The organism is Micromonospora haikouensis (assembly GCF_900091595.1).
GTDB classification, from domain to species: Bacteria; Actinomycetota; Actinomycetes; order Mycobacteriales; family Micromonosporaceae; genus Micromonospora; species Micromonospora haikouensis.
Genome location: NZ_FMCW01000009.1, coordinates 36188 through 56589 on the forward strand (window position 1 = coordinate 36188; position 20402 = coordinate 56589).

The 20402-nt window shown below is 74.5% G+C and carries 15 protein-coding genes; 8 read left to right on the plus strand and 7 right to left on the minus strand.

The window, feature by feature from the left end; genetic code table 11:
• Window positions 1-76 precede the first annotated feature (76 nt).
• Window positions 77-1462: a DedA family protein gene (locus tag GA0070558_RS10885; RefSeq protein WP_091278415.1), complete on the minus strand. Its 1386-nt coding sequence runs from the start codon at window positions 1460-1462 to the stop codon at window positions 77-79.
• A 137-nt stretch (window positions 1463-1599) separates the two neighbouring features.
• On the opposite strand from GA0070558_RS10885, the gene typA reads away from it, so the two are divergent.
• Entirely contained in the window at window positions 1600-3468 is a 1869-nt protein-coding gene (gene typA, locus GA0070558_RS10890) for a translational GTPase TypA (RefSeq protein ID WP_091278218.1), read from the plus strand.
• A 55-nt stretch (window positions 3469-3523) separates the two neighbouring features.
• Window positions 3524-4390, plus strand: a complete 867-nt coding sequence (locus tag GA0070558_RS10895) for a serine hydrolase (RefSeq protein ID WP_091278220.1) — start codon at window positions 3524-3526, stop codon at window positions 4388-4390.
• A 434-nt stretch (window positions 4391-4824) separates the two neighbouring features.
• On the opposite strand, the gene GA0070558_RS10900 is transcribed toward GA0070558_RS10895, so the two are convergent.
• Window positions 4825-5622 carry a tyrosine-protein phosphatase gene (locus GA0070558_RS10900; RefSeq protein ID WP_091278222.1) on the minus strand — a complete coding sequence of 266 codons (798 nt, stop codon included), beginning with the start codon at window positions 5620-5622 and terminating at the stop codon, window positions 4825-4827.
• Window positions 5623-5666: 44 nt separating this feature from the next.
• Here GA0070558_RS10900 and GA0070558_RS10905 point away from each other — a divergent pair, with 44 nt between their 5' ends.
• Window positions 5667-6764: a mandelate racemase/muconate lactonizing enzyme family protein gene (locus GA0070558_RS10905; protein ID WP_091278224.1), complete on the plus strand. Its 1098-nt coding sequence runs from the start codon at window positions 5667-5669 to the stop codon at window positions 6762-6764.
• Window positions 6765-6821: 57 nt separating this feature from the next.
• Entirely contained in the window at window positions 6822-7811 is a 990-nt protein-coding gene (locus GA0070558_RS10910) for a C40 family peptidase (protein ID WP_091278418.1), read from the plus strand.
• Between the two features lie 62 nt (window positions 7812-7873).
• Here the strand turns inward: GA0070558_RS10910 and GA0070558_RS10915 are convergent, their stop codons facing one another.
• On the minus strand, window positions 7874-8872 hold the full coding sequence (locus tag GA0070558_RS10915) for a TerC family protein (RefSeq protein ID WP_091278227.1): 999 nt from the start codon (window positions 8870-8872) through the stop codon (window positions 7874-7876).
• Window positions 8873-9286: 414 nt separating this feature from the next.
• On the opposite strand from GA0070558_RS10915, the gene GA0070558_RS10920 reads away from it, so the two are divergent.
• The gene (locus GA0070558_RS10920) at window positions 9287-9580 is read left to right on the plus strand and encodes an antibiotic biosynthesis monooxygenase family protein (RefSeq protein WP_043969328.1); all 294 of its coding nucleotides are present in this window, start codon (window positions 9287-9289) and stop codon (window positions 9578-9580) included.
• 276 nt (window positions 9581-9856) lie between these two features.
• Window positions 9857-10627: an SDR family oxidoreductase gene (locus GA0070558_RS10925; RefSeq protein ID WP_091278229.1), complete on the plus strand. Its 771-nt coding sequence runs from the start codon at window positions 9857-9859 to the stop codon at window positions 10625-10627.
• Window positions 10628-10690: 63 nt separating this feature from the next.
• On the opposite strand, the gene GA0070558_RS10930 is transcribed toward GA0070558_RS10925, so the two are convergent.
• Together GA0070558_RS10930 and uvrB are read right to left on the minus strand one after the other, a co-directional pair.
• Window positions 10691-11644, minus strand: a complete 954-nt coding sequence (locus GA0070558_RS10930; protein WP_091278232.1) for a helix-turn-helix domain-containing protein — start codon at window positions 11642-11644, stop codon at window positions 10691-10693.
• A gap of 100 nt (window positions 11645-11744) precedes the next feature.
• Window positions 11745-13853 (minus strand): excinuclease ABC subunit UvrB, encoded by a 2109-nt coding sequence (gene uvrB / locus GA0070558_RS10935; protein ID WP_091278234.1) that lies wholly within the window; start codon window positions 13851-13853, stop codon window positions 11745-11747.
• A gap of 312 nt (window positions 13854-14165) precedes the next feature.
• On the opposite strand from uvrB, the gene GA0070558_RS10940 reads away from it, so the two are divergent.
• On the plus strand, window positions 14166-16055 hold the full coding sequence (locus GA0070558_RS10940; RefSeq protein WP_091278236.1) for a hypothetical protein: 1890 nt from the start codon (window positions 14166-14168) through the stop codon (window positions 16053-16055).
• Window positions 16056-16086: 31 nt separating this feature from the next.
• On the opposite strand, the gene coaE is transcribed toward GA0070558_RS10940, so the two are convergent.
• On the minus strand, window positions 16087-17271 hold the full coding sequence (gene coaE / locus GA0070558_RS10945; protein WP_091278237.1) for a dephospho-CoA kinase: 1185 nt from the start codon (window positions 17269-17271) through the stop codon (window positions 16087-16089).
• 350 nt (window positions 17272-17621) lie between these two features.
• The gene (gene rpsA / locus GA0070558_RS10950; protein WP_043967455.1) at window positions 17622-19115 is read right to left on the minus strand and encodes a 30S ribosomal protein S1; all 1494 of its coding nucleotides are present in this window, start codon (window positions 19113-19115) and stop codon (window positions 17622-17624) included.
• 427 nt (window positions 19116-19542) lie between these two features.
• Here rpsA and GA0070558_RS10955 point away from each other — a divergent pair, with 427 nt between their 5' ends.
• Complete coding sequence (locus tag GA0070558_RS10955) at window positions 19543-20361, plus strand: class I SAM-dependent methyltransferase (protein ID WP_396788085.1); 819 nt, start codon at window positions 19543-19545, stop codon at window positions 20359-20361.
• Window positions 20362-20402 lie beyond the last annotated feature (41 nt).

Here is a 20402-nt window from a genome sequence, read left to right on the forward strand (position 1 = left end):
CCCGCCGCTCACCCCGGCGCCCCCGGGGCGGCCCGGCCGTCGGTCGGGCGCATCCTCACCGCCATGTCCGACCTGGTCACCGGCCGCCCGCGCCGACCGCCCGGTCCCGCGTCGCCCAGGCGACCATGAACAGCGCCGTCCAGGCCACCCCGAGCAGCACCGAGGTGATCGTGCTGCTGGCGGTGCCCTGCCCCAGATAGAGCCGCGCGCCGCCGATCGCGGCCACCCCGGCCGCCGCGGCCGTCCACGCCGCCACCGTCACCGGCCAGGGCGAGCCCCGCGACAGCAGCCAGGCCAGGGTGCACAGGCTCGCCGCCATCACCGCGTTCTGCGTCGCGAACAGGACCCCCTCCTCGCCCGAGGCGAGCCGGCCCGGCGCCACCACCTCGGCGACCACGGCGAGCACCACCAGCGGCAGGAACGCGCCGACGGTGCCCACCACGTCGAGCAGCTCGGCCCGCGGCAGCGCACCGCCGCGCCCCGGGCACGGACGCTGCCGCCACGCCCGACCGGCGGCCACCACCGCCACCAGCGCGATCAGCACCGAGCCGCGCGACACGGACACCACGGTCAGCGCGACCTCCGCCGCGCCCGGGGTACGCCGGTCGGCGAACCAGCCGGCGATCGCGTCGTCGACCACCGCCAGCCCGCTCCACCGCATCGCCGCCCCGAGCAGCCAGGCGATGGCCACGCCGGCCACGAACAGCAGCACCAGCCCCGCGGCCAGGTTGATCAGCAGCGTCCAGCCGGGGCCGACGCGCATCGCCAGCAGGAAGAACAGCACCCCGTACCGGGCGGCGAGCCAGCGCAGCGGCGGCAGCGCCGCCGCCCGGGCCAGCAGCGCCCGGGCCGGATCCGGGTGGCGGCCCAGCCAGCGGCCCACCAGCACCACGGCGAGCACCCCGCCGAGCAGCACCAGCACCGCGCCGGTGGCCCGGCCCAGCAGCCGCGACACCGTCTCGTACGACTCCCCGGCCAGGTTGCCCGCCAGCACCGACCCGCCCACCCAGGTCACCACGCCGGCGAGGTTCCACGGCGCGAACCGGCGGTACGGCATGCCGGCCGCCCCCGCCAGGCGGGGCGCGAGGGTGCGGGCGAACGCCACCCAGCGGGCGGTGAGGACCCCCCGCCCGCCGAGCCGCTCCAGCAGCGCGTCGGCGCGCCGCCACCGGTGCGGACCCACCCGCGCCCCGAAGCCGGACGCGCGCAGCCGTGGACCGTAGCGGCGGCCCGCGCGGAACGCCAACGTGTCCCCGGTCACGGCTGCGACAATCATCACCAGCAGGGCGGGGCCGAGCCGCAGCGCGCCGGTGTACGTGAGGAAGCCGACCAGCAGCAGCGTCGCCTCGCCCGGCACCAGCAGCCCGACGATCACCGCCGTCTCGCCGGCCACGATCGCCGCGGCGACCAGGTAGACCAGCAGGGGCGGCAGGCCCTGCACCGAGTTCAGCAGATCGTGCACGACGGCCCCCGGCTCACGCGGCCAGCATGACAGCCGGGCCGCCGGCACCGACAGCCACGCACCCACCGGATCCGGCCGGCGGCCGAGGGGCGACCCCGACGCGGCACCTGATCCGCGCAGGCGGGAGGATGGAGCCCATGCAGCTTCGCACCGACCTCCGCAACGTCGCCATCATCGCTCACGTCGACCACGGCAAGACCACCCTGGTCGACGCCATGTTGCGGCAGGCCGGCGCCTACGGCGCCCGCGGCGAGACGACCGAGCGGGTGATGGACTCGATGGACCTCGAAAGGGAGAAGGGCATCACCATCCTGGCCAAGAACACCGGCGTGCGCTACCTGCCGGCGGACGGGTCGGAGCCGGTCACCATCAACATCATCGACACCCCGGGCCACGCCGACTTCGGCGGTGAGGTCGAGCGCGGCCTCACCATGGTCGACGGCGTGGTGCTGCTGGTCGACGCCAGCGAGGGCCCGCTGCCGCAGACCCGCTTCGTGCTGCGCAAGGCGCTGCGCGCCCGGATGCCGATCATCCTGGTGATCAACAAGGTGGACCGCCCCGACGCCCGGATCAAGGAGGTCGTGGACGACACCTACGAGCTCTTCCTCGACCTGGACGCCGACGAGGAGCAGATCGACTTCCCGATCGTCTACGCCTGCGCCCGCGACGGCATCGCCTCGCTCACCCAGCCCGCCGACGGCTCCGTCCCGCAGGACAGCACGAGCCTGGAGCCGCTGTTCCGCGCCCTGCTCGACACCATCCCGCCGCCCGCCTACGAGCAGGACGCGCCGCTGCAGGCCCACGTCACCAACCTCGACGCCTCCCCGTTCCTCGGCCGGCTGGCGCTGTGCCGGGTGCGGCAGGGCACCATCGCCAAGGGCCAGACCGTCTCCTGGTGCCGCACCGACGGCAGCACCCAGCGGGTTCGCATCTCCGAGCTGCTGATGACCGAGGGCCTGGAGCGCAAGCCCGCCGACTCGGCCGGCCCCGGCGACATCATCGCCGTCGCCGGCATCCCCGAGATCATGATCGGCGAGACGCTGGCCGACGCCGAGAACCCGATCCCGCTGCCGCTGATCACCGTCGACGAGCCGGCGATCTCGATGACCATCGGCACCAACACCTCGCCTCTGGTCGGCCGGGTCAAGGGCGCCAAGGTCACCGCCCGGATGGTCAAGGACCGCCTCGACAAGGAGCTGGTCGGCAACGTCTCGCTGCGGGTCCTGCCCACCGAGCGCCCCGACGCCTGGGAGGTGCAGGGGCGTGGCGAGCTGGCCCTGGCGATCCTCGTCGAGCAGATGCGCCGCGAGTCCTACGAGCTGACCGTCGGCAAGCCGCAGGTCGTCACCCGGGAGATCGACGGCAAGATCTGCGAGCCGGTCGAGCGGCTGACCATCGACGCCCCCGACGAGTACCTGGGCGCGATCACCCAGCTCCTGGCCACCCGCAAGGGCCGGATGGAGCAGCTGGTCAACCACGGCACCGGCTGGATCCGGATGGAGTGGCTGGTCCCCGCGCGCGGCCTGATCGGCTTCCGCACCGAGTTCCTCACCGACACCCGGGGCACCGGCATCCTGCACCACGTCTTCGAGTCCTACGAGCCGTGGTTCGGCGAACTGCGCACCCGCAACAACGGCTCGCTGGTCGCCGACCGGGCCGGCGCGGTCACCTCCTTCGCGATGATCAACCTCCAGGAGCGCGGCCAGCTCTTCGTCGAGCCCACCACCGAGGTGTACGAGGGCATGATCGTCGGCGAGAACTCCCGCTCCGACGACATGGACGTCAACATCACCAAGGAGAAGAAGCTCACCAACATGCGAGCCTCGACCTCCGACGAGACCGAGAAGCTGATCCCGCCGCGCAAGCTGTCGCTGGAGCAGGCCCTGGAGTTCTGCCGCGAGGACGAGTGCGTCGAGGTCACCCCCGCCGCCGTCCGCATCCGCAAGGTCGTGCTCGACCAGACCCAGCGCGCCCGCGCCACGGCCCGCCGCAAGCACGCCGGCTGACCCCCTGCCGCCGGCCCCCGGACGACCGGGGGCCGGATCGGCTACCGTCACCCGCATGATCTGGGACGAGCTCGACGCCCGCCTGGACGCACTGCCGGGCACCGTCTCGGCGTACGCGGGCCGGGTCGACGCCCCGGCGACCTGGACCCGGCACCCCGACGCCACCCACTACGCGGCCAGCACCATGAAGGTCGCCGTGCTGCTGGCCCTGCACCGGGCCGCCGAGGCCGGCACGCTCGACCTCGACGCCCCCGTCGACGTGCGCAACGAGTTCGACTCCGCCCTGCCCGGCGCCCCCCGGTTCGCCTGCGCCCGGCACTACGACAACGACGAGGCCGTCTGGGAGCGGGAGAACGGGCGCGCGCCGCTGCGCTGGCTGGCCGAGCGGATGATCGTGCGCTCCAGCAACCTGGCCACCAACCTCTGCCTGCGCCACGTCGGCCTGCCCGCCGTCGCCGACGCGTGGGCCGCCGCCGGTGCCCGGCACAGCGTCACCGGGCGCGGCATCGAGGACTTCGCCGCCCGCGAGGCCGGCATCACCAACCTGGTCACCGCAGCCGACCTGGCCGCCCTGCTCGGCGGGCTGACCGCTGGCGCGACCGGCCCCGGCCCCCTCGCCTCCCCCGCCGGCTGCGCCGCCATGCTCGACGTCCTGTTCGCGCAGGAGTTCCGCGAGGACCTCGCCGCCGGCCTGCCCGACGGCGTCCGCATCGCCCACAAGAACGGCTGGGTACGCGGAGTGCGCCACGGTGCCGGCGTCGTCCACCCGGCCGACGCCCCGCCGTACGTGCTGGTCGTCTGCACCACCGGCGACCCGGCCGGCGGCGGCGCGGCGGACGGGGACGCCTGCCGGCTCCTCGCCGACATCTCCGCCCGGGTCTGGGCGGCCCGCCACGACCTGCGCCCGGCCGCAGCGGCCTGAGGGCATCGGCTCGGTCCGGCGCCGAGCCGAGCCGGGCCCGGTGGCCGGTCGCGGCACCGAGCCGCCGGCCGGTCGCGGCACCGAGCCGAGGGCCGGGCACGGCGTCGGCAGGTGACTCTGGGCAACGCCGCGGCACGTCGAGACGACCTGCCGCGCGCCCTTTGCTCTGCACCCACGGACGCAGCAGTCACGCAGCGCATCGGGCCGCCGCTCCCGCCCGCCGCCTCCGAACCGGACTTTCCCCAGTTCAGCGACGTGTTGCGTCGATGGGTGCAGAGCAAAGGGAGCGCATGAGGTCTGTTCGGGTCGCAGCAACCTGACGAAGAGTGAAGATTGGCCACGACCGGTCTCGCCTCCCGCAGCCGTCACCGCACGTGACCAGCGAACGGCGGGCCGGGCACGGCGGCCGGGCCGGGCGCCGGCAGTGGCGGGGCTCAGTCCAGCAGGTTGTCCCGCAGCGCCGCCAGGTGCGCCCGCGTCAGCCCCAACCCGTCGCGCAGGTACGCGTCGAACGAACCGTGCACCCGCCGCACCTCCGCATACGCGGCATCCAGGTACTCCTCGCGCACCTCCATCAGCGGCCGGATCGCCGCCTCCGCCAGCTCCGGCTGCCGGGCCCGCATGGCGGCCAGGACGACCTCCTTGAGGCTCTCCGTCTGCGCATTGGTCCGCAGGTAGTCCGCCCGGATCGCCGCCTCGTCCACCCCCAGCGCGGTGAGCAGCACGACCGACAGCCAGCCCGTGCGGTCCTTGCCGGCCGAGCAGTGGAACAGCAGCGGCAGGTTGCCCGCGTCGGCGGCCAGCCGGGCCGCCCCGCCGAAGCCCGCGCGGGCCGCCTCGCCCGTGACGAACCAGCGGTAGATCTCCGCCATCGCCGCCGGGGTCCCCTGCAGGGCCAACGCCGTCTCCGCGCGCAGGTCGTGCCCGAGCAGCACCTCCGACACCGCCGTGAAGACCGGGTGCGCCGGGTCGTACACCGGCAGACGCACCACCCGGGGCTCGCCGGGCAGCCGGTTCGGCGGCGCCGTCGCGATCTCCGAATCGTCGCGCAGGTCCACCACGCAGGCCGGAGCGATCTTGCCCAGCACCGGCAGGTCCTCGTCGGTCAGCCGGCCCAGCGCCGGGGTCCGGATCAGCCGGCCGGCCCGCACCCGGCGGCCGTCGAGCCCCACCATGCCACCGAGGTCGCGCGCGTTCGGCGCCCCCACCAGCTCCCAGTCCCGCCCGCCCATTCGGCCTCCCCTGTCGTCGCCGGGTCACCTATAGGGTGCCGCACATGACGATCACCGCGGTACGCACCCATCGGCTTTCCGCGCCCCTGCACACCCCGTTCGTCACCGCGCTGCGCCGCACCACCACCACCGACACGCTGATCGTGGAACTCGTCGACGACGACGGGCGCTCCGGCTTCGGCGAGGCACCGCAGGTGTGGCAGGTGACCGGGGCGTCGCTGGCCGGGGCCGAGGCGTGCGTGCGGGAGATGCTGGCACCGGGGCTGGTCGGCCGGGACGCCGACGACCTCGTGGCCCGGTGCGCCGAGGTGCGCCGGGCGGTGGCCGGCAACGAGGCCGCCAAGGCGGCGGTGGACACCGCCCTGCACGACCTGGCCGCGCGCCGGCTCGGCGTACCCCTGGTGCGGTTGCTCGGCGGCACGGCCCTGCGCGTGCCCACGGACGTCACCCTCGCCGCGGGCGACGCCACCGACCTGGCCGCCGCCGCGCGGCAGCGGGGCGGCGAGGGGTTCTCCGTGCTCAAGCTGAAGGTCGGCACCGACGCTGCCGGCGACCTGGAGCGGGTCCGGGCGGTCCGGGCGGCCGTCGGCCCCGACGTGCGCATCCGGCTCGACGCCAACCAGGGCTGGACCCCCCGCGAGGCGGTCCGGGTGATCCGCGGCATCGAGGACGCCGGCCTCGGCGTCGAGCTGGTGGAGCAGCCGGTGTCCCGCTGGGACCTCGACGGGCTGGCCTGGGTCAGCGACCGGGTGGGCCTGCCGGTCCTCGCCGACGAGTCGGTCTTCGGCGTGCGTGACCTGGTCGAGGTGATCCGCCGCCGGGCCGCCGACATGGTCAACGTCAAGCTGGCCAAGTGCGGCGGCCTGCACGCCGCCCGCACGCTGCTGGACCTCGCCGCCGAGCACGGCGTCGGCACGGTCGTCGGCTCGATGATGGAGAGTCAGGTCGGGCTTGGCGCCGCGGCCAGCCTGGTCGCCGCCCACGGGACCAGCGCCGTCTCCGACCTCGACGCCGCCTGGTGGCTGGCCTGGTCGCCGGTGCGGGGTGGCATCCGGTACGACGGGGCGACCGTCGTGTTGCCGGACGCGCCCGGCCTCGGCATCGACTCCGTGTCTGAAGCAAAGATTCAGTCGGCTGGTTGATAGGCGGCGCTTTCTTTCATAGGGTCGCGACAGGGACGCCGCGAACTGGGGGTGGACGTGAAGCTGCAACCGGGCCGCGAGGCCGTCGTCCGGGTCGCGGTCGCGACCCTCTGGTCCCGCCCCGAGGCGGTACGCCCCGTCGACCGTCCCGCCCTCGACGCGCCCGCCGACGTCGCCGCCTGGATCTCCGGCATGGACGCCGACCAGCAGGTCGGCGAGTGCGTGCTGAGTCAACTGCTGCTCGGCGAGCGCGTGCTGGTCACCGCCCTGCGCCCGGACGGCTGGGCGCACGTCGTGGCCGTCGAGCAACCGGCGGCCCGGCTCGACCCGCGCGGCTACCCCGGCTGGCTCCCGGCAGCCCAGCTCACCCCGCGCCCGGCCCACGCCACGCCCGCCCCGGCCCACGACGCGCCCGCCCCGAACGACACCGCCCCGGCCCCGGCCGACAACCAGGGCGCCCCGGTCGGTCCCTGGGTCGTCGACGCGACCGTCACCGCCCTGCACGCCGCCCCGGCCGGCGAGCCGGTCGTCGCCGGGGTCATCCTCGGCACCCGACTGGCCCCGGCCGGCCCGCCGGTGGACGGCTGGCGTCCGGTGCACGCCCCCGGCCAGGACCGGCCGCTCTGGCTGCCCGACGCGCACCTCGTGCCGCCGCCCACCGCACCCCCGTCCCCGGCGGACGTGCTGACCGTCGCCGCCCGGCTGCGCGACGTGGCCTACGTGTGGGGCGGGGTGTCGGCGTACGGGATCGACTGCTCCGGCCTGGTGCACCTGGCCTGGCGGCGGTTCGGCGTGGTGCTGCCCCGCGACGCCGCCGACCAGGCCGGCGCGACCACCCCGCTGCCCCTGGGCACCGAACGCGTCGGCGACCTCTACTTCTTCGCCCGGCCGGGCCGACAGATCCACCACATCGGCTTCGTCAGCGCCGCCCCGGACGGCGACGCCGACCGGCGCATCCTGCACGCCTGCTACCGGCACCGTCGGGTCCTGGAGGAGGCGATGCCGGCCGACCGGACCGCCACCCTGGTCGGCGCGCACCGGGTCTGAGCCGCCCGACACGCCGAAGGGGCGCTCCCGGTGCCGGAAGCGCCCCCGTTGCCGCGAGCGGCTCAGCCGCGCGCCGACGCCAACTCTCGCCGCCGGTCCCGGGCCGACTTGATCAGGCTGGCCACGGTCGCCACCGAGAGGGTGCCGAGGATGACGGTCAGGGACAGCCAGATCGGGATGTGCGGGGCCCAGGCCACCGGCTCGCCGCCGTTGACGAACGGCAGGTTGTTGTCGGCCAGGGCCTCCAGCACCAGCTTGACGCCGATGAAGCCGAGCACCACCGCCAGGCCGTAGCTGAGGTAGATCAGCCGGTCCAGCAGCCCGCCGAGCAGGAAGTAGAGCTGGCGCAGGCCCATCAGCGCGAAGACGTTCGCGGTGAAGACCAGGTACGGCTCCTGGGTGATGCCGAAGATCGCCGGGATCGAGTCCAGCGCGAAGATCAGGTCGGTGGTGCCGATGGCGATCATGACGATCAGCATCGGGGTGAACAGCCGGCGGCCGGCCTCGTGCGTGGTCATCTTCGCGCCGTCGTACTCCCTGGAGATCGGCAGCGCCTTGCGGCTCCACCGGATCAGCAGGTTCTCGCTGAACTCGTCCTCGTCCGGCTCGCCCTGGCGGGCCAGGTTGACCGCCGTGTAGATGAGGAACGCGCCGAAGATGTAGAAGACCCAGGAGAACTGGGTGATCAGGGCCGCACCGGCGGCGATGAACCCGCCGCGCATGAGCAGCGCCAGCACGATGCCGATCAGCAGCACCTTCTGCTGGTACTGCCGGGGCACCCCGAAGCGGGCCATGATGATCACGAAGACGAACAGATTGTCCACCGAGAGGCTGTACTCGGTGAGCCAGCCGGTGTAGAACTCACCGGCCACCCCGGGGCCGGAGAAGACCCACAACCCGGCGCCGAAGAGCAGGGCCAGCCCGACGTAGAAGCCGACCCACAGGCTCGACTCGCGGACGCTCGGCTCGTGTGGTCGTCGGCCGATGATCAGCAGGTCGACGACGAGAACCGCTGTCAGTGCGACGAGGGTCCCCGCCCACACCAATCCGGACACGTTCAATCCCATCCTCCGGCAGACACACGGCGTCGGGCACACCGTACGCCCGCCGGGGCGAGTGGGTGTGGCGACGCGGACACTGGTGGCTGTCGGAGGTCTCTTCCGTCGCCGACCCGCGAGCGGGCCGACAACCTACGGAGCCGGGTCGCGCCGCCGGGGGCGGTCGACCGTGCTGACGACTCCGTCGCGGGGGAATACTCCCCTCCTTCGCGACCCATTGTTCACCATCGCGAGGCCGGCGCGCATCTCCTGCTTTCACCCGGGGGGCCTCAGCGGGCTTCCAGTGACGGATATCTCCGCGCGTGCGGCGTCCTAGGAGACCATCCCGCAGTCGTGCCGGCGTGGATCTCCGCGCCGGCGGTGGACACGGCCACCCCGGCGGCCCGGCCTCAGCCGGCACCGTGCGAGGCTCTGGGCATGGTGCTTGAGGTTGCGCTCATCGACGTGACGCCCGGACACGAGGACGACTTCGCCGCCGCGTACGCGCGGGGGCACGAGATCCTGGCCGGCACGCCCGGCTGCCGCTCCGTGCGGATGACCCGGGGCGTCGAGTCGCCGACGCGGTTCGTGCTGCTGGTCGAGTGGGATTCCGTCGCCGCCCACGAGGAGAACTTCCGCGAGACCGAGCGGTTCCAGCAGTGGCGGGCGCTGATCGGCCCGCACTTCGCCGGCCCGCCGCTGGTCGAGCACTTCGTCGACGTCCCGGCCTGACCAGGAGGGCGTCGGGCCGGGTGGGTGGCCGGCGGCACCAGGGCCGCCTGAGCCGGCGCCCCTGAACCGGCACGTCCGAGCCGGCGTCGCCGCCTCGCTCGACGCCCGGGCCCCGGCCGGTCCCCGCCCCGTCGTGCCGAGAGTGTCGTACCCCCCGGCTACGGTGCGCTCGCGCGCGCGGCCACCGGTCCCGGCGGGCTCGGGGTTGCCGGGCCCGGTGGCCGCGCGGCGATAATCGCTGGCGGTCCTCACCTCGGCGGGCTTGGCTTGTCAGCCATGACGGCACGCATCGCTCTCGTGACCGGCGTCAGCCGGCGCGCCGGCATCGGCGCCGCGGTCGCCCGCGCCCTGGCCTCGGCAGGCCACCGGCTGCTGCTGACCGGCCTGCCCGACTACGACGACACGCAGCCCTACGGCGGCGACCCGGAGGGCGTGCCGGCGCTGCTCACCGAGCTGGGCGACCGCGCGGCCCACGTCCGGGCCGACCTGCTCGACCCGGCCGCACCGGCCGCCCTCGTCGGCGAGGCCGTCCACCGGTTCGGCCGCCTCGACACGGTGGTGGCGGCGCACACGTACTCGACGCAGACCCCGCTGGGCGGCCTCGACGCCACCGAGATCGACCGGCACCTGCTGGTCAACGTCCGGGCCACCCTGCTGCTGGCGGAGGCGTTCGCCGCCGGGTTCGCCGCCCGTAGCGACACCGACGGCGGCCGGCTGGTGCTCTTCTCCAGCGGGCAGCGGCTGGGCCCGATGCCCACCGAGCTCGCGTACGCGGCGAGCAAGGCGGCCCTGGAGAACCTGACCGTCCAGCTCAGCCCGCTGCTCATGCCGAAGGGCATCACGGTCAACTGCGTCAACCCCGGCCCCACCGACACCGGGTACGCCGAGCCCGGCGCCCATGCCCTCGTGGCGCGGCTCTTCCCCGGCGGCCGCTGGGGGACCCCCGAGGACGCCGCCCGGCTCGTCCGCTTCCTGTGCTCCGCCGACGCCCGGTGGATCACCGGTCAGGTCATCGACTCCGAGGGTGGCTTCAACCGATACCGGTGACCCCGCCCGCCGCCGGGGTGGGCAGCGGCCGGCGCGGTGCGGCGGGTCGGCCCCGGGGCGAGGTCAGTCCTGCGGCAGGCGGGGACGGGGCAACACGGCGCCCTCCGGCCGCGCCCTCACCGACGGCTGACCGCCGAGGTCGGCCGCGGCCGGCAACGACGGGTCGTCGGCGAGCCGGGCCAGCAACGCCGCCGTCTCCGTCGCCGGGAGCGCGGCGTCGAGCAGCCGGTCGATCACCGCGTCGTACCAGCCGAGGTCCGCCGGGGAGACGAGCCGCACGTCGGTGGTCAGGGCTTCCAGCATCACCGTGCGCGGGTCGGCCGGGTCGGGGAACGAGTATCGGGTGAACGGGGTCAGCGGGTGCGCGCCGCCGGCCGTCACGCCGGGCGGGACCACCCGGATCGTCACGTTCGGCCGGCCCGCCAGGGTGACCAGGTGGCGCAGCTGCTCACGCCAGATGCCGTCGGGCACGCCGCCCGGATCACAGGCCGCGAGCTCCAGCAGCGCCGTGTAGCGGGGCGGCTCCGCCCGGTGCAGCACCTCCTGCCGGACCAGCCGGGCCCGCACGTCGGCCTCCACGTCCACGTCGGGATGCAGCAGCCGGGCGACGCCGAGCCGCAGCCGCGCGTACGCCGGGGTCTGCAACAGCCCGGGCACCACGGCGGGCTGGTATTCCACCACGGTGGCGGCCCCGGCCTCCAGCTCGGCGTAGGCGCGTTGCCGCTCCCCCATCCCGCCGAGCGTCTTCCACCAGCCGCGGCCCGTCGCCGCGTCCCGGGCGATGACGATCAGCGCGTCACGCTCGTCCGGCGCGACCCGGTAGACGTCCAGCAGGTCGAGCACGTCGGCGAGATCCGGCCGGCTCTGCCCCAGCTCGATGCGGGACAGCTTGGAGGTGGACGCCCAACCCAGCCGGTCACAGACCTGCTCCAGCGTCAGCTCCTCCCGCCTGCGTAGCTGGCGCAACTCGGCTCCGAGTCGCGCCCGTCGAATCACCGGACTCGTTGGCAACGGCATCCCCGCCTCCCCAGGACGGAGAGTACGCAGATCGATCACTCGCTGCAATACCTCGCTTGCTTACGGCAACGGCATCCGGGGCCCCGGAAGTGCCCGACGGTCACTTCACGCCGGCCGCGTCCATCCCCCGCAACTCCTTCTTGAGGTCGGCGACCTCGTCGCGGATCCGGGCGGCCAACTCGAACTGCAACTCCCGCGCGGCGGCCAGCATCTGGTCGTTGAGCTCCTGGATGAGCTGGGCCAGATCGGCCCGCGCCATCCCCTCCCGCGACGGACCGGCCGCGCCGGCCCGGCTGCGGCTGCGGGTCTCCTTGACCGGCGCCTTGCCCCGCGACAGCTGCCGCGCCGCGCCACCGACCCGGGAACTCTCGGTGTCCTCCGCCTCCCGGTAGATGTCGTCGAGAATGTCGTGGATCTTCTTGCGCAGCGGCTCGGGGCTGATCCCGTGCGCCTCGTTGTGGGCCACCTGCTTGGCCCGGCGCCGGTTGGTCTCGTCGATCGCCTCCGCCATCGACGGGGTGATCTTGTCGGCGTACATGTGCACCTGACCGGAGACGTTGCGGGCCGCCCGGCCGATGGTCTGGATCAGCGACCGGCCGCTGCGCAGGAAGCCCTCCTTGTCGGCGTCCAGGATCGCCACGAGGGACACCTCGGGCAGGTCCAGACCCTCGCGGAGCAGGTTGATGCCCACCAGCACGTCGTACTCGCCCTTGCGCAGCTCGCGCAGCAGCTCGACCCGGCGCAGCGTGTCGACCTCGGAGTGCAGATACCGCACCCGGATGCCGTTCTCCAGCAGGTAGTCGGAGAGGTCCTCGGCCATCTTCTTGGTCAGCGTGGTGACCAGGACCCGCTCGTCGCGCTCGGTACGCAGCTTGATCTCGTGCATCAGGTCGTCGATCTGCCCCTTGGTGGGCTTCACCACCACCTCGGGATCGATCAGGCCCGTGGGGCGGATCACCTGCTCGACGAACTCGCCCTGGGCCTGCTCCAGCTCCCAGGAGCCGGGGGTGGCGGAGAGGAAGACCAGCTGGCCCACCCGCTCCAGGAACTCGTCGAACCGCAGCGGCCGGTTGTCGGCGGCGCTGGGCAGCCGGAAGCCGTGGTCGATGAGCATCCGCTTGCGGGAGGCGTCGCCCTCGTACATGCCGCCGATCTGCGGGATCGTCACGTGCGACTCGTCGATGACGGTGAGGAAGTCGTCGGGGAAGTAGTCGAGCAGGCAGTGCGGCGGGCTGCCGGGCAGCCGGCCGTCGATGTGCATCGAGTAGTTCTCGATGCCGGAGCAGAACCCGACCTGCCGCATCATCTCCAGGTCGTAGGTGGTGCGCATCCGCAGCCGCTGGGCCTCCAGCAGCTTGCCCTGCCGCTCCAGCTCAGCGAGGCGCTCGGCCAGCTCCGTCTCGATGTCGCGGGTGGCCCGCTCCATCCGCTCCGGCCCGGCGGCGTAGTGGGTGGCCGGGAAGATCATCAGGCTGTCGACCTCGCGGACCACGTCGCCGGTGAGCGGGTTGAGGTAGTAGAGCTTCTCCACCTCGTCGCCGAACAGCTCCACCCGCACGGCGAGCTCCTCGTAGGCCGGGATGATCTCCAGCGTGTCGCCGCGGACCCGGAACGTGCCCCGCTGGAACGCCATGTCGTTGCGGGTGTACTGGATGTCGACGAGGCGGCGCAGCAGCTGGTCGCGGTCGAGCTCCTGCCCGACGGCGACCCGGACGGCGCGGTCGAGGTATTCCTCCGGGGTGCCCAGACCGTAGATCGCCGAGACGGTGGCCACCACCACCACGTCCCGACGGGTCAGCAGCGACATGGTCGCCGAGTGCCGCAGCCGCTCGACCTCCTCGTTGATCGAGGAGTCCTTCTCGATGTAGGTGTCGGTCTGCGGGATGTAGGCCTCGGGCTGGTAGTAGTCGTAGTAGGAGACGAAGTATTCCACCGCGTTGTGCGGCAGCAGCTCGCCGAACTCCTTCGCCAGCTGCGCGCAGAGCGTCTTGTTGGGCGCCAGCACCAGGGTGGGCCGCTGCAACCGCTCGACGAGCCAGGCCGTGGTGGCGCTCTTGCCCGTGCCGGTCGCGCCGAGCAGCACGGTGTTGCGGTCACCGCGCCGCACCCGGCGCTCCAGGTCGTCGATGGCGGCCGGCTGGTCGCCGGCCGGCTGGAACTCGCTGACGACCTGGAAACGGCCGTCGAGCCGGGGAATGTCGAGCGCCATGACCCCACCGTACGCCCGGGGTCCGACAAGGCGGGACGACTACCGTCGGTCCGTGATCGGCTTCGATATTCGCATTGTGTGGCGGATCTCACCGCGCTAGGGTATGGCCGTAGGCCGCTCGCGGCGGCCGTCCGGGCCGGCGGCTCGGCCCTCGACGGCCGACACGCCCCCGGCACAGGGGTCGCAGCACCCGGACATCACCGGCGTGCGCACCCGACGTGGTCGCGCACAGGCGCAGACCGGCCGCCGCGAGCGCCCCCAGCCGCCCGAGGCACGCGTCACCTGTCCCGCACGCCACACGTTCATCCTCGCGTGGAGAACTCCCCCGGGCCGACACCCCGCCCCGCCCGGCCGATCCGGCCGACGCACCCGCTTGCCGAGGGCCCGGCCCGGCCCACGGCGACGCTCCCCCTCGTGGTCGCCCCCGCCCGGGGCCGGCGCGGCGACCGGGGGCCCGCAGCGCACCGCGCCCGGCCGGGCGGCGGACGCGGCGGCGCGGGCCGGGGCGGAGGCGGCAGCGGGGGCGGGCGCCGGCGCGCCGCCGTGGTCGCGCTGGGCGTGGTCGCCGCCGCTGCGGCGGCGGGCCTGGTCGTCGGACTGCTCACCTGGGTGCCGGCGGCACCGGAGCCGTCCCGGCCGCTGACGCCGGCGGAGGCGGAGCGCCTCGCGGCCGTGCGGGTCACCAACCACCGGGACGTGCGCTCCGGCGTGCGCCTGACCCTCGGCGAGGCCGGCGCCCGCACCGACGTCGTGGGCTGGGTCGACTGGTCCCGCCCGCTGGCCTACCTGGACGTGGGCGGGCCCGGCGCCGGCCCGGACCGGGGGCTCCTCCAGGCGACCCCCGAGCTGCTGCTGACCCGGCCCGACCCGACCGCGGTGCCCGCCCCCGCGTATCCGCCGCTGGTGCCGCCGACCGACGGCTGGCGGGTGGGCGACGCGGCCGCCGCCCGCTCCCTGCGTCCCGCGGTCGACCTGCTCTTCGCGCTCGCCGCGCCCCGACCCGAGCGGGCCGGGCGCTTCCCGGCCGACGACGCCCGGTGGCTGGCCCCGGCCGAGGCCGGCGGGCTGCCGGTGGACGTGTTCCGGTCCCGCCTGCCCGGCGATGCCGCCGGCAGAGCGCTTCCGGCCCCTGCGGGGCCGAGCGGCGGAGCCCGCCCCGGCGGCACGGCGAGCCGGAGCGCCCCGACCGGCCGGCCCGCCGCGGCAGGCCCGGCAGATCCCGCCGCGCCGCCCGGGTCGACGCCGCGCGAACCGGGGCCGAGCAGGTCGACGCCGGAGCGGGCGGCACCGGGTGCGCCGGCGACGCCGAGGCCGGCCAGGTCGGGGGCGAGCGCGTCGGCCCCGGGCACGGCGGCACCGGCCGGCACCTGGTCCGCGCCCACGATCAGCCTGCCGACCGCGATCCCGCCAGCCGGGCCGCCGCTCGACGGGGCCGCCCGCTGGTGGGTCGACCAGGACGCCCGGCTGCACCGGCTGGAGGGACGCCTGCGGGACGGCGCACCGGTGACGCTGGAGTTGCAGCGGGCCAACCGGCCGGTGCTGTGGCCGGTGGCCGCGCTCGGTGGCCGCGCGGGGCTGCCCCGGGCGCTCACCGGCCCCGAGGAGGACCGGCTGGCCCGGTTGGCGACCCGGATGCGGGCCCAGGGCGGTGCCGTCGCCACGCTCACCGCGCCCGTCGCCCCGGGCCGGGCCGTGGCCGGCACCGGCTGGCTCAGCTGGACGGCGCAGGCGGCGTACCTGTCGGTCGGCGGCACCGGAGCGTGGCCCGGCCGGACGCTACGCCGCTACGACGCCGCCGGGGTCTGGTCGGCCCCGGCGACCGGCGACCCGGCCGCCCCGCCGCCGCTGCCACCGCCGCGCACCGGGTACGCCTGGCACCACCGCCCACCCGACGCGGACGACGCGGACGACGTCGACCTGCTGCTGGTCGCCGCGCTGCGCGTCGGCGCGGCGACGGAGCGGACGGCCCGCCCGGCGACCCGGATCCGCGGGGACCGCCTCGCCGACCGGGCGGTCGACGTGATCGAGGTGGACGCGGAGCGCGGCACGCTGCGCTGCTGGATCGACCGGTCCGGGCTGCTGCGCCGGCTGGAGCTGCGCACCCGGCTCGGCACGTACGCCCAGCTCGACCTGGCGCCGGGCCCGGTGCCGGCGCTGCCGCCGGTGTCCCCGTCGCCGGCGAGGCCGCGCGCCCCACGCTGACGCCGCCGGAGCGGCGACACCGGCAGCGGGCTCAGGGTCGCCAGCCGGTGCGCGCGGCCCACTCCTCGGCGCGGTGGTGCTCCTCGTCGAACCACGGATCCCGGGCCGTGGTGTTGCGGGAGCCCCCGTCCGGCGCACTGGCCGCCAGGTCGCCCTTGAGCGTCAGGTACGCGGCCCGCCGGTCAGGGTCGGTGCGCAGGTGGTCGCGCATCAGCAGCGCGTACCGCCAGCCGGGCGAGCCCTCCGGCCGCAGGTGCAGGCGCACCGGGCGGCCCGGGTCGGCGCTGCCGTGCAGCCCCTTCTCCCACCGGTCGCTGCCCGCCGGGCGGGGGCTGTCCCACCACTGGCCGGGCAGGCGCGGGAAACCGGCCGCGGCGAGGCGCTCGGCGAGGACGCCGTCGGCCTCCGCGAGGCTCGGCACGGTCACCTGGATGTCGATGACGTCCCGGGCGGCGAGGCCGGCGACGGCCGTCGAGCCGACGTGGTCGAGCCGCGGATCGGCCGGGGCGAGCACGTGCCGCAGCCGGGCGGCCAGCCGGGCGTACTGCTGCGGCCAGGTCGGATCGGGGCCGGTCAGGGCGGTCTCGTCGGGTTCGGCCACCCGGCGGAGCCGGACGTTCTCCTCGTACGGCAGCAGCCGGTCACGCCACAGCCCGTCCACCTCGGCGTGCAGCTCGTCGAGGGTGCCGTCGTTGTGCAGCACCACGTCCGCGACCGCATCCCGGCGGGCGTCGTCGGCCTGCGCGGCGATCCGCCGCTCGGCCTCCGCCCGGCTCATCCCCCGGTCCCGCGCCAACCGGCCCAACCGGACGGCGACCTCCGTCTGCACCACGACCACCAGGTGGTACGTCGGAGCGAGCCCGACCTCGACCAGCAGCGGCACGTCGTTGACCACGACGGCGTCGGGCGCCGCCGCGGCGGCCAGCTCGGCGGTCCGCGCGCGGACCCGGGGGTGGGTGATCGCCTCCAGCCGGCGGCGGGCCGCCTCGTCGGCGAAGACCAACCCGCCCAACGCGGCCCGGTCCAGGGCACCGTCGGGGCCGACGACGCGGTCACCGAAGGCGGCGACGATCTCCCTGAGCCCCTCGCTGCCCGGGGCGACCACCTCGCGGGCGATCCGGTCGGAGTCGATCACCACCGCGCCGAGAGCGGCCAGCCGCGCCGCGACGGCGCTCTTGCCGGAGCCGATCCCGCCGGTCAGTCCCACCATCAGCACCGCAACAGTCAACCGGATCGGCACCTGCACCGCCAAACCGGCCGGTGCCGGGCCAACGGGCCGACTGCCGCCCGCCCGGGCGCTGAGCCGGTCGGGCACCGAGCCGCCCGCTCGGATCCTGGCCCGCCCGCTCGATGCCGGGCCGTTCGGGGCACCGGCCGACCAGCGTCGACTCTGGTCGGCGTCTCCTCTGGCGAAGGGTGGGCGCGGGTGGTGGGGCCGAAACGACGACGGGCCCCGCCCCTGCGGCCCGGTGGAAACCGGATCGCGGGGACAGGGCCCGTCGTCGTCAGCGGCGGCTCCGGCTCGGATGCGTCGTCGCACGCACCCGGCGGGGAGTCGTCACGGGGTCACTTGCCGCCGGCGAGCTTCTCCCGCAGCGCGGCGAGCGCCTCGTCGGTGGCCAGGGTGCCGGCCGGCTCCTCGGCCTGCCGGCTCGGGGCCGTGCTGGTCGAGGTGGTGGTGCCGCCGGTCGACACGGCCGGAGCCGGGTTGGCAGCGGCCTCGGCGTCGGCGGCCCGGGAGGTCTGCACCTGCTTGGTGTGGGCCTCCCAGCGCTGACGGGCCTCGGCGTACTGGTTCTCCCAGGTCTCGCGCTGCTTGTCGTACCCCTCGAGCCACTCGCCCGTCTCCGGGTCGAAGCCCTCCGGGTAGATGTAGTTGCCCTCGGCGTCGTACGTCGCGGCCATGCCGTAGAGGGTCGGGTCGAAGTGCTCCTCGCCCTCGACGAAGCCCTCGTTGGCCTGCTTGAGCGACAGCGAGATCCGGCGGCGCTCCAGGTCGATGTCGATGACCTTGACCATGACCTCGGAGCCGACCTGGACGACCTGCTCCGGGATCTCCACGTGGCGCTCGGCCAGCTCGGAGATGTGGACCAGGCCCTCGATGCCGTCGTCCACCCGGACGAAGGCGCCGAACGGCACCAGCTTGGTGACCTTACCCGGCACGATCTGCTGGATCGCGTGGGTGCGGGCGAACTGCCGCCACGGGTCCTCCTGGGTCGCCTTCAGCGACAGCGAGACCCGCTCGCGGTCCAGGTCGACGTCCAGGACCTCGACCTCGACCTCCTGGCCGACCTCGACGACCTCGGACGGGTGGTCGATGTGCTTCCAGGACAGCTCGGAGACGTGCACCAGGCCGTCCACGCCGCCCAGGTCGACGAACGCGCCGAAGTTGACGATCGAGGACACGACGCCCTTGCGGACCTGGCCCTTCTGCAGCTTGTTGAGGAACTCGGTGCGCACCTCGGACTGCGTCTGCTCCAGCCAGGCCCGGCGGGACAGGACCACGTTGTTGCGGTTCTTGTCCAGCTCGATGATCTTGGCCTCGAGCTCACGGCCGACGTACGGCTGCAGGTCACGCACCCGCCGCATCTCGACCAGGGACGCGGGCAGGAAGCCCCGCAGCCCGATGTCGAGGATGAGACCACCCTTGACCACCTCGATGACCGAGCCGCGGACGACGCCGTCCTCGTCCTTGATCTTCTCGATCGTGCCCCAGGCCCGCTCGTACTGCGCCCGCTTCTTGGAGAGGATCAGACGACCCTCCTTGTCCTCCTTCTGGAGGACCAGGGCCTCGATGTGGTCACCGACCGAGACGACCTCGGCGGGGTCCACGTCGTGCTTGATCGACAACTCCCGAGAGGGGATGACACCCTCGGTCTTGTAGCCGATGTCGAGCAGGACCTCGTCCCGATCGACCTTGACGACGGTGCCTTCGACAATGTCGCCGTCGTTGAAGTACTTGATGGTCTCGTCGATCGCGGCGAGGAAAGCCTCCTCGGAACCGAGATCGTCGTGGGTGACCCGGGTGGCGCTCGAGGGGGCCTCGATGCTGCTCGTCATGTGGGCGGTTGCTCCGGTCGGATGGGTTGTCACAGCAGGCTGGTGTCGCGGTGACCTGTTCGCGCCAGCGGATCCGTCGCCGGGCACACCGAAGATCACTAGTGAGGTCCTGATGTGGCTCCGTCTGGAACTCCGCGACCGCGCGCCTTCTCCCTGCCGAGGCACGCGACCCGCGAGCGCATCGTCTAGCCTACCGTGCGCATTACCACAGCGTGCAAGCCCCGGGAGAAGTGATCCAGCCCGCTTTCGCGACGGACTGCACCTTTCGTGCCCGAAGCGGCGGTTTACGGGCGAGGGACCCGGCCTCTCCGCCGCCTGCCCCGCCCCCCACCGGGCGCCACGCCGGGCCCGCCCCACGCCGCGCCGGGCCGACGGTCGGGGTCGCCACTAGACTGCCGCGGTGACCGACGACCTGGCCGATCTCCCCGTGAGCGCGGAGCCCGACGCGGCGCCGGGGGTGCTGCGTCGGCCGGTGACCGACGCCGACGCCCGGCGGGCCAGTCGCGGCTGGTGGGACTCCGACGCCGACGACTACCAGGCGGAGCACGGCGCGTTCCTCGGCGACGTGGACTTCGTCTGGTGCCCCGAGGGGTTGCGCGAGGCCGACGCGCGGCTGCTCGGCGACCTCGCCGGGCGCCGGGTGCTGGAGGTGGGCGCGGGGGCGGCCGCCGCCGCCCGGTGGCTGGCCACCCAGGGGGCCCACCCGGTCGCCCTGGACCTCTCCGCCGGCATGCTGCGGCACGCGACGGACGCCGCCCGGCGCAGCGGCGTACGGATCCCGCTGGTGCAGGCCGACGCGCTCGCGTTGCCCTTCGCCGACGCGGCGTTCGACACCGCGTTCACGGCCTTCGGGGCGATCCCGTTCGTGGCCGACTCGGCGGCGGTGATGCGCGAGGTGTTCCGGGTGCTGCGCCCCGGGGGGCGCTGGGTGTTCTCGGTGACCCACCCGATGCGGTGGATCTTCCTGGACGACCCGGGGCAGGGCGGGCTCACCGCGGTGCACTCGTACTTCGACCGCTCCCCGTACGTGGAGCAGGACCGCACGGGCGCGGCGACGTACGTGGAGCAGCACCGCACCCTCGGCGACCGGATCAGGGAGCTGGTCGGCGCCGGGTTCCGGCTGGTGGACCTGGTCGAGCCGGAGTGGCCGGAGGGGCACGAGGGGATCTGGGGGCAGTGGAGCCCGCTGCGCGGCCGGCTCTTCCCCGGCACCGCCATCTTCGTCGCCGAGAAGCCGGCGGGCTGAGCCCTCGTCGGGGCCGACGCGTCGAGCCGCAGGACCGGCCG